Genomic DNA, 13217 nt, shown 5'->3' on the forward strand with positions numbered 1-13217 from the left:
TCAGAGGAGTTCGGGTGAAACAGGTAGTACAGAACTACAAGAGCGGCGAGCTGGCGGTGCTCGACGTTCCGGTGCCGGGGTGCAAGCCGGGCGGGGTGCTGGTCCGCAGCGCCTACTCGCTGATCTCCACCGGCACCGAGATGATGAAGGTGTCCGAGGCCGGCATGTCGATGCTGGGCAAGGCCCGCTCCCGCCCGGACCAGGTCGCCAAGGTCATGCAGAGCGTGGCCACCAACGGGGTGCCCGCCACCTACCGCAAGGTGATGGGCAAGCTGGACTCCTACACACCGCTGGGCTACTCGCTGTGCGGGGTGGTCGAGCAGGTCGGCGCCGGGATCGACGACGTGAAGGTCGGCGACCTGGTGGCCTGCGCCGGCAACGAGCACGCGCTGCACGCCGAGCTCAACTGGGTGCCCAAGAACCTCTACGTCCCGGTGCCGGACGGCCTCGCGCCGCAGCACGCGGCCTTCGGCACCGTCGGCTCGATCGCCATGCAGGGCGTCCGCCAGGGCGAGCCGCAGCTCGGCGAAGTGGCCCTGGTCATCGGCCTCGGACTGATCGGGCAGCTGGTGGTGCAGCTCCTGGCCGCCTCCGGCGTCCGTGTCGTCGGCGCCGACCCCGACCCGGCGCGCTGCGAGCTCGCCGAGCGCCTCGGCGCCGCGGCCTGCGGCGACCCCGCCTCCGCCGCCGTGGAGAACGCCGTCGCCGAACTCAGCGACGGCCATGGCGTGGACCAGGTGTACCTGGCCGCCGGGGGCGGCAGCAACCAGCCCGTGGAGCTGGCCGCCAAGCTGGCCCGCGACCGCGGCCGGGTCGTCGATATCGGCAAGTGCCGCCTCGACCTGCCGTGGAACGCGTACTACGAGAAGGAACTCGACGTCCGCTTCTCCCGCTCGTACGGCCCCGGACGCTACGACCCGGAGTACGAACTGGAGGGCCGCGACTACCCGATCGGCTACGTCCGCTGGACCGAGCGGCGCAACCTGGCCTGCTTCCTCGACCTCGCCGCCCGCGGCAAGATCGACGTGGAGCCCCTGATCTCCCACGTCGCCGACTTCGACGACGCGGTGGAGACCTACCAGCGCCTGAAGGACGGCGAGCTGAAGGCCATCACCGCGCTGTTCCGCTACCCCGAGCAGGCGGAGGAAGCCGGGGAAGCCAAGGCACCGGCGGTCGCGGTGCCCGCGGTGAGCGTGAAGCCGAACCCGGCCCGCTCTGCCAGGACGCCGGTGAAGCTGGCGTTCGTCGGCGCCGGCAACTACGCGACGTCGATGCTGCTGCCGCACCTGGCGCAGCGCGAGGGCGTCGAGTTGTCGACCGTCGTCACCACGACCGCGCTCTCCGCGGCCAACGCGCAGCGCAAGTTCGGCTTCACCGAGGCGACCACCGACCTCGACGCCGTGCTCGGCGACAAGTCCATCGACGCGGTGTTCGTGGTCACCCGGCACAGCTCGCACGCCGACCTGACCCGCAAGGCACTGCTGGCGGGCAAGACGGTGTTCGTGGAGAAGCCCCTGGCGCTCAACGAGGACGAGCTGGCCGGAGTGCTCGCGGCGGTGGAGGAGTCCGGCAACGACCGGCTGCAGGTCGGCTTCAACCGCCGCTTCGCACCGCTGTTGCAGGAGGCCAGGAAGCAGTTCGGCACCCGGAGCGGCCCGGCGAGCCTGCGTTACCTGGTCAACGCGGGTCAGCTGCAACACGGCAGCTGGTACCTCCAGCAGGGCACCGAGGGCTCACGCTTCGCCGGCGAGGGCGGCCACTTCATCGACACGGCGAGCTGGCTGCTCGACGCCGACCCGGTCTCCGTCTACGCGGTCGCCCCGTCCGGCAACGAGGACCTGCAGGTCGTGCTGCGCTACCCGGACGGGTCCACCGCCACCATCAGCTATGTCACCACCGGCGCCCCCGGCTTCCCCAAGGAGACGCTGGACCTGGTCGCCGACGGCAAGGTGCTGCGGCTCGACGACTTCGTCCGCGCCTCGGTCTACGGCCGTAAGAAGTGGGTCAGTTCACGGCTGCCCAAGGCCCGCGACAAGGGCCAGAACGCCGAACTGGCCGCGTTCATCAAGGCCGTGCGGACCGGCGGCCCGATGCCGGTGCCGCTTCAGTCGCTGGTCGCCACCACGGCGGCCACCCTCGCCGTGCAGGCCGGCCTGGCCGGCGGCGCGCCGGTGACGTTGGAGAACGCACGATGACGATGAGCGCGGGCTGGTACCTGCGACGGCTGTCCCGGATGGGACCGCAGGAGGTCGCGGGCCGGGTGGGCGACACGCTGCGCAGACGGCGCTGGCGGTCGACGCCGCCGGCCTGCCCGAGCGTGACCGGTGCCCGGTTCACCGCGGTACTGCCCGCCGGGGCGATCGCCGCGGTGCCGTCGGACGCCGCGAAACGCCTCGTGGCCGAGGCGGACCGGCTGATGGACGGGCACGTCGAGTACTTCGGGGTGGCCCGCGACGACCTCGTCGACCCGGACTGGTGGTACGACCCCAAGACCGGGCGCCGGGCCCCCTCGGGCTACGCCTTCGACGTGCCGTACCGCAGCGAGGACGCGGTCGGGGACATCAAGCAGATCTGGGAGCTGTCCCGGCACCACCACCTCACCCAGCTCGCCGCCGCCTACGCGGTCACCGGGGACGAGCGGTACGCCGAGCGCGTGGCCGCGCACCTGCGGTCGTGGTGGGAGGCCAACCCGCCGCTGCGCGGCGTCCACTGGATCAGCGGCATCGAACTGGGCATCCGGCTGCTGTCGTGGGTGTGGGTGCGCCGGCTGCTGGAGGGCTGGCCGGGCGCGGCCGGGCTGTTCGAGGACAACCCGGTGGCGCTGAACCAGATCTGGCACCACCAGCGCTGGCTGGCCGCCTTCCCCAGCCGGGGATCGTCGGCGAACAACCACGTCATCGCCGAGGCCGCCGGGCAGTTCGCCGCGGCCTGCGCGTTCGGCTGGTTCCCCGCCTCGGAGCGCTGGCGGGCCGACGCCCTGCGCTCGCTCGACCGGCATCTGCGCAGCAACACCTTCCTCTCCGGCCTCAACCGTGAACTGGCCTCCGAGTACCACGGCCTGGTGCTGGAACTCGGCCTGGCCGCCGTGGCCGAGGCCGATGCCGCCGACGTGCCGGTCCCCGCGACCCTCCGCCTGGTGCTGCTGCGGATGACCGACGCGCTCGCCGCCGTCGTGGACAACCGGCTGCGGCCGCCGCGCCAGGGCGACGCCGACGACGGGCACGGTCTGATCCTGGACGGCGAGGGCACCGACCGCTGGGGCTCGCTGCTGTCCACCGGGGAGGCGGTGTTCGGCCGGCTCGACTGGTGGCCGAGGGTGACCGGCACCGATGTGCGCACCCCGCTGCTGGCCGCGCTCATCCAGCCGCATCAGAAAAACGGAACCGGACCGGCCGTGTCCCGCCCGGCAAGCAGGCCTGCCCACTTCGCCGATGCAGGTATGACGATCCTGCGGGGCCCGGAGGAGATCTGGTGCCGCTGCGACGGCGGCCCGCACGGCTTCCTGTCCATCGCCGCGCACGCCCACGCGGACGCGCTGTCCGTGGAGGTCCGCCACGACGGGGTCGACGTGCTCGCCGACCCGGGGACGTACTGCTACCACGGGCAGCCCGAGTGGCGGCAGTACTTCCGCTCCACCCTCGGCCACAACACCCTTGAGCTGGACGGCGCCGACCAGTCCGTCTCCGGAGGCCCGTTCCTGTGGACCCGGCACGCCAACACGCGCGTACTGGCCGCGGAGACGTCCGGCGAAGGGGCGGCCCGCTGGAGCGCGGAGCACGACGGCTACCAGGGCTCGGTGCACCGCCGCCAGGTGGAACTCACCGCCGAAAGCCGGCAGTTGAAGGTGGTCGACGAGGTGCGCGGCCCGGGCGGCGCCGTGCGGCTGGCCTTCCACCTCGGCCCGACGATCACCGCGGAGCTGGTGGAGAACCGGGCCGAACTGACCTGGACCCGAGACGGCGAGGACCGCTCCGCGGTGCTCGACCTGCCCGGCCAGCTGTCCTGGCAGGCGCACCGCGGCGAGAGCGAGCCACCGCTGGGCTGGTACTCCGCAGGATTCGGGCGCAAGGAACCCGCCACCACCCTGGTCGGCACCGGCTTCACCGACGGCACGGAGGGCTTCACCACCGTGCTCAGGTTCCGCGGCTAGGGAGGGGCACGTGCGGATCAAGAGGCGGCCTTGGGCGTGGGCGGTGGCACCGCTGACGCTGGCCCTGCTCGCGTTGGCGGGCTGCGACGGCACGCAGCCCGCCGAGGCAAAGGCGACGACCGCCGCGCCCACCATGTCCGGGGCGCGGTCCACCGCCCTGCCCCGGGTGTGCGCCAAGCCCGAGACCGGGCCGGCGAAGGCCCCGGCGGGCGCGGTGACGGTCGACCCCGCGAAGGTCGGTGACCTGGCGGCGAAGACCAAGAGCCACCCCGCCAACACCACGTTCTGGCTGCGACCGGGCAAGCACCGGCTCGACCCCGACCGCTACGCCCAGGTCGTCCCCAAGAAGGGGGACCGCTACCTCGGCGCGCCCGGAGCGGTGCTCGACGGCCGGAAGACCAACCAGTACGCGTTCGCCGGCACCGCCCAGGGCGTGACCATCGCCTACCTGACCGTGCAGGGCTTCGTCCCGCCGCAGAACGAGGGCGTCGTCAACCACGACTCGGCGGACGGCTGGGTGATCGAGCACTCGACCATCCAGAACAACCTGGGCGCCGGGCTGATGGCCGGAGCCCGCCAGCAGGTCCGCGCCAACTGCCTGCGCGCCAACGGCCAGTACGGCATGAACGCCTACAAAGGCAGCGGCCGTATCAGCGGCCTGGTGGTCGAGGGCAACGAGATCGTGGGCAACAACACCGGCGACTGGGAGCGGCGGCAGCAGGGCTGCGGCTGCACCGGCGGCATCAAGTTCTGGGCCGTCGACGGCGCCGACGTACGCGGCAACTGGGTGCACGACAACCGCGGAACCGGACTGTGGGCGGACACCAACAACAACGACTTCCGCATCGAGGACAACGTGCTGGAGGCCAACGACGGCGCCGCACTGATCTACGAGACCAGCTACAACGCCGTGATCCGCAACAACACCATCCGGCGCAACAACTGGGTCGAGGGCCGCAAGGCAGCCGGCCGCGGCGACACCTTCCCGTTCGCGACCGTCTACCTGTCCGAGTCCGGCGGCGAACCACGCGTCAAAGCCCGCACGAACAAGATCGACATCTACGGCAACCTGCTGGAGAACAACTGGTCCGCGATCACCCTGTGGGAGAACGCCGACCGGTTCTGCAACAGCCCGGCCAACACCTCCTCCGGCGACTGCACGCTGCTGGTGAAGAAGACCAGCCGCTGCACGAAGTCGACGATCACCAAGGCACCGCTCTACGCCGACTGCCGGTGGAAGACCCAGCGGGTGGACATCCACGACAACCGCTTCGTGCTGGACAAGTCCGTCCTCAAGTGCACGACGAAGTGCGACCGCATGGCCGTGCTCTCCAACTACGGCACCTATCCGGACTGGTCGCCGTACAAGGGCGAGAAGGTGGCTGACGCGATCACCCTCAAGCAGCACAACCGCTGGCACGACAACGTCTACGTCGGGCCGTGGGCCTTCGTCGTCCACGACCCCAGCAAGGTGCTCGACTTCCAGAGCTGGCAGGGCGCGCCCTACCGGCAGGACGCGGGCAGCACCATCAGCGGACAGGCGGGTGGTTGAGATGAGCACGCTGTCCGGCGCCGAACCGCGCCCCGCCGCCACACCGAGGATCATCGGGATCGTCTGGGGGCTGCTGGTCCTCAACACGCTCGGCTCCGCCGGCGCGAAGACCATCGTCCCGCTGCCCCGCTCCCTCATCCAGATGGTCACGATGGGCGCCCTGGTCGCCGCGTTCACCCTGGCGCTCACGGTCAACCTCCGGGTGCGCATCCGGCCCAGCGCGTACGTCTTCACCCTCACCCTGCTGCTGGTGTCGAGCGTGATCTCCAGCGCGAATCTGGAGTCGGGGTTCGGCGCGCTGTTCCGCTGCTTCCGGCTGGCTCTCTTCGTCGGCACCCTGTGGCTGCTCACCCGCTGGTGGGACGGCGGTCTGACGTTCGTGCGGCACCACATCCGGATGTACTTCGCGGTGCTCGGATCGGTGGCCGCGGGCCTTGCCGTCTCACCGGGCGCGGCCCTGCCCGACCTCTACGGCGGACGCCTGGTCGGCGCGCTGTGGCCGCTCACCCCGCCGCAGATCGGACAGTACGCCGCGGTGATCATCGGACTCACCGTGCTGCTCCTGCTGGGCCGCCGGACCGACAAGAAGAGCGCGGCGGTCATCATCGTGCCGTCCCTCGTCCTGCTCGCCCTGACCCACACCCGCACGGCCACGCTCGGCCTGCTCGTCGGGCTGGTGCTGGCCATCGGCTCGCTCATGCTGACCAGCGCCGCCGCCCGCCGCTTCTTCACCTGGGCGGTGCTGTTGGCCACGGTGGCCGCGGTGGGGTTCGCCTCCATGCTCCAGTCGTGGTTCCTGCGCGGACAGAGCAAGGAGAACTTCTCCAGCCTCACAGGCCGCGCCAAGGTCTGGGACGCCCTGCTGGCCGCGCCCCGCTCGACCTCGGAGCAGCTGTTCGGCGTGGGCCTGGGCGACAAGTCGTTCGGCGGGCTGCCGATCGACAACAGCTGGCTGGCCGTCTACAACGAGCAGGGTCTGATCGGCGTGACCCTCGTCGCGGTGATCATCGTGGTGCTGGGCGGAGTCGCGCTGCTGCGGCCGCCGTCGTTGCAGCGGGCCTGCGCGATCTTCCTGATCAGCTACTGCGCGATGGCCTCGTACACCGAGGCCGGCCTCGGCGACGCCTCGCCGTATCTGCTGCACCTGGCCCTGGCCGCCTCGCTGCTGGCGGCACCTGCCCAGGCCACCGTCCTTACGACGCCCGAAGTCCCCCGGCTCTCCACGCCGGAACTCCCTCGACAGCGCCTCCCGCGCTGGGCCCGCCGATCGGAGGCGACCTGAGCATGCACATCCTCGTGGTGCACAACCGCTACGCCTCGGCCCAGCCGAGCGGCGAGAACAAGGTCGTCGACCAGGAGGTGGAGCTGCTGCGTGCGGCCGGCCACCGGGTCGAGGTGTTCGAGCGGCGCAGCGACGACATCGGCGCCATGTCGCTCCTCGGCAAGGTCGCGGTGCCCCTGCGGGTGCCGTGGAACCCGGCGGTGCGCACGGAACTCGCCGACAGGCTGCGCTCCGAGCGGCCGGACGTGGTGCACGTCCACAACGTCTTCCCGCTCCTGTCGCCCGCGGTCCTGGCCGCCTGCGCCGACGCCGGGGTGCCCGCCGTGGCCACGCTGCACAACTACACCCAGGTCTGCCCGCCCGGCACGCTCCAGCGGGACGGCCGGCCGTGCACCGAGTGCGTCGGATCGGCGGTTCCGCTGCCCGCCGTCCGGCACGGCTGCTACCGGGGCTCCCGCCTCGCCACGGTGCCGCTCGCGATCAGCCTCTCGGCCAACCGGCGGCGCTGGTGGTCGGGCGTGGAGCGGTTCTTGTGCATCTCCGCGGCGCAGCGCCACACCCTGGTGCAGGCCGGCATGCCGGCGGAACGGCTGGCGGTGAAGCACAACTTCGTACCCGACCCGGGCGCCACCCGGGAGGGCGAGGGAGAGCATCTGCTCTACCTCGGCCGGCTCGCGGAGGCCAAGGGCGTACGGCTGCTCATGACCGCGTGGGACGAGCTGGCGGCGAGCGGCGGGGTGGGCGTGCCGCTGGTGATCGCCGGCACCGGGCCGCTGGAGCCGGAGGTGACCGCGTGGGCGGCGGGCCGGGACGACGTGCGCTACGTCGGCCTGCTGGACACGGCGGAGTGCCAGAAGGCCATCGCGCGATCGGTTGCCGTGGTGGCTCCCTCGACCTGGCTGGAGGCCTTCGGCCTGGTGGTCGTGGAGGCGATGGCGGCGGGCGTCCCGGTGGTCGCCGCCGGGCACGGCGCCTTCGTCGAACTCGTCGAGGACGGCGTGACCGGGCTGCTGCACCAGCCGGGGGAGTCCGCCTCGCTCGCGTCCTGCATCCGCCGGATCACGGCCGAGCCGGACGGCAACCGGGAGATGGGCCGAGCGGCCCGGCTCCGTTACGAAAAGGGTTTCAGCCCGGCGGTCGGCCTCGACCGCCTGGTTGATGAGTACCGCACCGCGATCGCGGGGCGGTCAGCACAGACTCGCGACGGGGACACCCGCGCGAGCAGGGGGGATGGGAACAGCAGATGACACGATGCCGACTGTGCGGCTCGGAGGCGACGGCGAGCGTCGTCGACCTCGGGGCGACGCCACCTTGCGAGAGCTTTCTCGCCGCGGACCAACTCGACCAGCCGGAACCGGCGTACCCGCTGCACCTGCGGGTCTGCACCGACTGCTGGCTGGCGCAGATCCCGCCGCTGATCACGCCGGAGGAGACCTTCAAGGAGTACGCGTACTTCTCCTCGTACTCGACCTCCTGGGTGGAGCACGCCCGCACGTTCGTCGCCGACGCCGCAGAGCGCGTGGGTCTCGGACCTGACGCCTTCGTCGTCGAGGTCGCCAGCAACGACGGGTACCTGCTGAAGCACGTGGTGGACCGCGGGATCCGCTGCCTGGGCATCGAACCGTCCGTGAACGTCGGCGCGGCGGCACGGGACAAGGGCGTGCCCACGCTCACGGAGTTCCTCAGCCCGCAGACCGGCGCGGCCGTCCGCGAAGAGCACGGCCCGGCGAACCTGGTCGTGGCCAACAACGTGTACGCGCACATCCCCGACGTGGTCGGCTTCACCCAGGGCCTGCGCGCCCTGGTCGCCGACGACGGCTGGGTCTCCATCGAGGTGCAGCACCTGCTGACCCTGATCGAGGAGAACCAGTACGACACGATCTACCACGAGCACTTCCAGTACTACACGGTCGCCTCCGCGATCCAGGCCCTGGCCAGCGGCGGACTCGCGCTCGTGGACGTCGAGTTGCTGCCCACGCACGGCGGCTCCATCCGGCTGTGGGCCCGCCCGGCCGAGGTGGCCGGCGAGCCGACCCAGCGGGTGGCCGACGTCCTGGCCCGGGAGAAGGCCGCCGGGCTTCAGGAACTGTCCGGCTACACCGAGTTCTCCGCCCGGGTCGCCAAGGTGCGCCGGGACCTGCTGAAGTTCCTCATCGAGGCGGCCGAGCGCGGCGAGACGGTCGTCGGCTACGGCGCCCCCGGCAAGGGCAACACCCTGCTCAACCACTGCGGCATCCGGCCCGACCTGCTCGCCTACACGGTCGACCGCAATCCGTACAAGCACGGCCGGTTCACCCCGGGCACCCGCATCCCGATCCTCGCGCCCGAGCAGATCGCCGTCGACAAACCGGACTACGTCCTCGTCCTCCCGTGGAACCTGCGGGCCGAACTGGTCGAGCAGCTGTCCTATGTGCACGAGTGGGGCGGCCGGCTGGTCTTCCCCATCCCGGAACTGAGCATCGTCGAGGCCGCGTCGGAAGAGGTCACAGCATGAAGGTCGTCCTGTTCTGCGGCGGTTACGGGATGCGGATGCGCAACGGAACCTCCGACGACGTGCCCAAGCCGATGGCGATGGTCGGCCCCAGGCCGCTGATCTGGCACGTCATGCGCTACTACGCGCACTTCGGGCACAAGGAGTTCATCCTGTGCCTCGGCTACGGCGCCCACCACATCAAGGACTTCTTCCTCAACTACGAGGAGACGACGTCCAACGACTTCGTGCTGCGCAAGGGCCAGACCGAGCTGCTGTCCACCGACATAGCCGACTGGACCATCACGTTCGCGCAGACCGGTATCGAGTCGCCCATCGGGGAGCGGCTGCGCAGGGTGCGCCACCACCTGGACGGCGACGAGATGTTCCTCGCCAACTACGCCGACGTCCTCACCGACGCCCCGCTGCCGGACATGATCGACAACTTCGCCCGGCGCGACGCCGGGGCTTCGATGATGGTGGTACCGCCCCAGTCCTCCTTCCACTGCGTGGATCTGGGCGAGGACGGCCTGGTGGGCGGCATCACCGCGGTCAGCGACATGCCGCTGTGGGAGAACGGCGGCTACTTCGTGCTGCGCCAGGAAGTCTTCGACCACATCCCGGAGAACGGCGACCTGGTCGCCGACGGCTGCGCCCAACTGGCCAAGCGGGGCCGCCTGGTGGCCCACCAGCACCGCGGCTTCTGGAAGCCCACCGACACCGTCAAGGAGCGGGCAGCGCTCGACGAGGCCTACGCCCGCGGCGACCGTCCCTGGGCCGTGTGGGAACACGACAACGCCGGGGTGCACGCGTGATCCGCCTCGAAACCGGCAGCCTGGACCGGATCGTCGCCGTGGGCGCGCACTGCGACGACATCGCCATCGGCGCCGGCGGCACCCTGCTGACGCTGTGCCACGCCCGGCCGGGCCTGCGCGTCGACGCGCTGGTGCTCTCCGGCGGCGGCAGCGAGCGCGAGCAGGAGGAGCAGGCCGCTCTCGCCGCCTTCTGCCCGGGCGCCGACCTGCGGCTGACCGTGCACAAGCTGCCCGACGGCCGGCTGCCCGTGCACTGGGACGAGGCCAAGGCCGCGGTCGAGGAACTGCGCACGCAGACCGACCCGGATCTCGTCCTCGCCCCGCGCACCGACGACGCCCACCAGGACCATCGCGGCCTGGCCCAGCTGATACCCACCGCGTTCCGCGACCACCTGGTCCTCGGCTACGAGATCGTCAAATGGGACGGCGATCTCGGCCGCATGGCCGCCTACCAGCCGCTGTCGACGGAGATCGCCGAGGAAAAGGTGCGGCTGCTGCAGGAGCACTACGCCTCGCAGCGCCACCGGCCCTGGTACGACCGCGAAGCCTTCCTCGGTCTTGCGCGAATCCGCGGCATCGAATGCCACGAGCGATACGCCGAGGCGTTCGCCGTCACCAAACTCACGCTCAACCTGGGGGGTTGAACCATGCGCGTACTCCTTACCGGACACCAGGGCTACCTGGGCACCGTGATGGCCCCGGTCCTCGCGGCCGCCGGACACGAGGTCGTCGGCCTCGACTCCGGTCTGTTCGCCGACTCCGTCCTCGGCGAGACACCCGCCGACCCGCAGGGCCACCGGGTGGACCTGCGTGACGTCACGGCCGAACACGTGGCCGGCGTGGACGCCGTGATCCACCTGGCCGCGCTGTCCAACGACCCGCTGGGCTCGCTGGCGCCGGAACTCACCTACGACATCAACCACCACGCCTCCGTACGGCTGGCCCGGCTGGCGCGCGACGCCGGAGTGCGGCGCTTCCTGTACGCGTCCACCTGCTCCGTCTACGGCGCCGCGGGCGGCGACGACCTGGTGGGCGAGGACGCCCCGCTGCGCCCGGTGACGCCGTACGCGGAGTCCAAGGTGCGGGTCGAGGACGACCTGCACGCGCTGGCCGACGACGACTTCACCCCGGTGTACATGCGCAACGCCACCGCCTTCGGCTACTCGCCCCGGCTGCGCGCCGACATCGTGCTGAACAACCTGGTGGGCCACGCGCTGCTGTCCGGCGAGGTGCTGGTGCTCTCCGACGGCACCCCCTGGCGCCCGCTGGTGCACGCCGCCGACATCGCCCGGGCCTTCACGGCCGCGCTGACCGCGCCGCGCGAGGCGGTCCACGACCGGCCGTTCAACATCGGCAGCGAGACCAACAACGTCACGGTCGCCGAGATCGCCGAGCAGGTCGCCGAGGCGGTGCCCGGCGCCAAGGTGCGGATCACCGGGGAGAACGGGGCCGACCCGCGTTCCTACCGGGTGGACTTCTCCCGGTTCCGCGCCGCCATCCCCGGCTTCGACATCGAGTGGTCGGTCAAGCGCGGCGCGCTCGAACTCGCCGACGCCTACCGCAAGTTCGCACTGACCAAGGAGGACTTCGACCAGCGCTTCACCCGGCTCGCCGTGCTGCGTGCCGCGTCCGAGGCCGGCACCGTCGACGACACCCTGCGGTGGCGCCGATGACCCCTCCCGGCGAAGAGATGCACGCCCTGGTGGAGCGGATGTACCCGCTGTGCCGGAGCATCACCGGCGACGGCGTCCGCGCCACCCTGGACATCGTCGGCGAGTACCTGCCGCTGCAGGTGCACGAGGTCCCGACCGGGACGCAGGTGCTCGACTGGACGGTGCCGCAGGAGTGGAACATCCGCGACGCCTACATCGCCGACAGCGCAGGCAACCGGATCGTCGACTTCGCCACGTCCAGCCTGCATGTGCTCGGCTACAGCGTCCCGGTGTCGGCGACCATGCCGCTGTCCGAGCTGCGCGACCACCTGCACACCCTGCCGGACCACCCGTCGTGGGTGCCGTACCGCACCAGCTACTACAAGCCGGAGTGGGGGTTCTGCCTGGCCCAGGAGACCCTGGACGCGATGCCGGACGGCGAGTACGAGGTCCGCATCGACTCCACGCTCGCCGACGGTCACCTCACCTACGCCGAGCACGTGGTCCCGGGGCAGGTCTCCGACGAGGTGATCGTCTCCTGCCACGTCTGCCACCCCTCGCTGGCCAACGACAACCTGGCCGGCATCGCGGTGGCGACGTTCCTGGCCCGCGCCCTGGCCGAGGAAACCCCGTACTACACCTACCGGTTCATCTTCGCGCCCGGCACCATCGGGGCGATCACCTGGCTGGCCCGCAACGCCGAGCGGGTGGAGCGGGTCAAGCACGGCGTCGTGCTGGCCTGCGCCGGGGACCGGGGTCAGTTGACGTACAAGCAGAGCAGGCGCGGCGACGCGGAGATCGACCGGGTGATGCGGCACGTCCTGACCGCATCGGAACGGCCGCACCGCGTCAACGAGTTCACTCCGTACGGCTACGACGAGCGGCAGTACTGCTCGCCCGGGTTCAACCTCGGCGTCGGCTCGCTCACCCGGACCCCGTACGCCGGTTACCCCGAGTATCACACCTCGGCGGACAACCCGGACTTCGTCTCCCCGGAGGCGATGGCGGACACCCTCGCGGTCTGCCGCGAGGCGTTCGCCGTCCTCGACCGCAACCGGCAGTACATCAACCTCAGCCCCCACGGCGAACCACAGCTCGGCCGGCGCGGGCTGTACGACGCGCTCGGCGGCCGCAGCGACACCAAGCAGGCCCAGATGGCCATGCTGTGGGTGCTCAACCTCTCCGACGGCGAGCACAGTCTGCTGGACGTCGCCGAGCGGTCCGGGCTGCCGTTCGACACCGTCGCCGCCGCGGCCGACGCCCTGCACGGCGCCGGTCTGATCAAGGCGTGACGCC

Annotated in this window: 10 protein-coding genes; all 10 read left to right on the forward strand. The window is 71.2% G+C overall.

Annotated elements, in window-relative coordinates; all coding sequences use genetic code 11:
* Positions 1-14 precede the first annotated feature (14 nt).
* Genes ABT254_RS04735 through ABT254_RS04780 form a run of 10 tightly spaced genes read left to right on the forward strand, consistent with a single transcriptional unit; the run spans position 15 to position 13213 of the window.
* The gene (locus tag ABT254_RS04735) at positions 15-2195 is read left to right on the forward strand and encodes a bi-domain-containing oxidoreductase (RefSeq protein WP_351463493.1); all 2181 of its coding nucleotides are present in this window, start codon (positions 15-17) and stop codon (positions 2193-2195) included.
* The gene (locus ABT254_RS04740) at positions 2192-4150 is read left to right on the forward strand and encodes a heparinase II/III family protein (protein ID WP_351463495.1); all 1959 of its coding nucleotides are present in this window, start codon (positions 2192-2194) and stop codon (positions 4148-4150) included. The genes ABT254_RS04735 and ABT254_RS04740 overlap by 4 nt, the downstream gene beginning before the upstream one ends.
* Before the next feature lie 10 nt (positions 4151-4160).
* Positions 4161-5702: a right-handed parallel beta-helix repeat-containing protein gene (locus ABT254_RS04745; protein WP_351463497.1), complete on the forward strand. Its 1542-nt coding sequence runs from the start codon at positions 4161-4163 to the stop codon at positions 5700-5702.
* Position 5703: 1 nt separating this feature from the next.
* Positions 5704-6984 (forward strand): O-antigen ligase domain-containing protein, encoded by a 1281-nt coding sequence (locus tag ABT254_RS04750; protein ID WP_351463499.1) that lies wholly within the window; start codon positions 5704-5706, stop codon positions 6982-6984.
* Positions 6985-6986: 2 nt separating this feature from the next.
* Complete coding sequence (locus ABT254_RS04755; protein ID WP_351463500.1) at positions 6987-8231, forward strand: glycosyltransferase; 1245 nt, start codon at positions 6987-6989, stop codon at positions 8229-8231.
* Complete coding sequence (locus ABT254_RS04760) at positions 8228-9478, forward strand: methyltransferase domain-containing protein (RefSeq protein WP_351463502.1); 1251 nt, start codon at positions 8228-8230, stop codon at positions 9476-9478. The genes ABT254_RS04755 and ABT254_RS04760 overlap by 4 nt, the downstream gene beginning before the upstream one ends.
* The gene (locus tag ABT254_RS04765; protein WP_351463504.1) at positions 9475-10269 is read left to right on the forward strand and encodes a glycosyltransferase family protein; all 795 of its coding nucleotides are present in this window, start codon (positions 9475-9477) and stop codon (positions 10267-10269) included. The genes ABT254_RS04760 and ABT254_RS04765 overlap by 4 nt, the downstream gene beginning before the upstream one ends.
* Positions 10266-10913, forward strand: a complete 648-nt coding sequence (locus ABT254_RS04770) for a PIG-L deacetylase family protein (RefSeq protein WP_351463506.1) — start codon at positions 10266-10268, stop codon at positions 10911-10913. The genes ABT254_RS04765 and ABT254_RS04770 overlap by 4 nt, the downstream gene beginning before the upstream one ends.
* A 3-nt stretch (positions 10914-10916) precedes the next feature.
* On the forward strand, positions 10917-11942 hold the full coding sequence (locus ABT254_RS04775) for an NAD-dependent epimerase/dehydratase family protein (protein ID WP_351463508.1): 1026 nt from the start codon (positions 10917-10919) through the stop codon (positions 11940-11942).
* Positions 11930-13213 carry a DUF4910 domain-containing protein gene (locus ABT254_RS04780; protein ID WP_351463510.1) on the forward strand — a complete coding sequence of 428 codons (1284 nt, stop codon included), beginning with the start codon at positions 11930-11932 and terminating at the stop codon, positions 13211-13213. Before ABT254_RS04775 ends, ABT254_RS04780 begins: the two co-directional genes overlap by 13 nt.
* Positions 13214-13217 lie beyond the last annotated feature (4 nt).

The organism is Streptomyces sp. NPDC001137 (assembly GCF_040298885.1).
Taxonomy (GTDB): domain Bacteria; phylum Actinomycetota; class Actinomycetes; order Streptomycetales; family Streptomycetaceae; genus Streptomyces.

Coding starts and splice junctions, on each gene's coding strand:
- ABT254_RS04755 (WP_351463500.1), top strand. CDS start 6,987: ATGCACATCCTCGTGGTGCACAACCGCTACGCCTCGGCCCAGCCGAGC.
- ABT254_RS04760 (WP_351463502.1), top strand. CDS start 8,228: ATGACACGATGCCGACTGTGCGGCTCGGAGGCGACGGCGAGCGTCGTC.
- ABT254_RS04775 (WP_351463508.1), top strand. CDS start 10,917: ATGCGCGTACTCCTTACCGGACACCAGGGCTACCTGGGCACCGTGATG.
- ABT254_RS04750 (WP_351463499.1), top strand. CDS start 5,704: ATGAGCACGCTGTCCGGCGCCGAACCGCGCCCCGCCGCCACACCGAGG.
- ABT254_RS04765 (WP_351463504.1), top strand. CDS start 9,475: ATGAAGGTCGTCCTGTTCTGCGGCGGTTACGGGATGCGGATGCGCAAC.
- ABT254_RS04740 (WP_351463495.1), top strand. CDS start 2,192: ATGACGATGAGCGCGGGCTGGTACCTGCGACGGCTGTCCCGGATGGGA.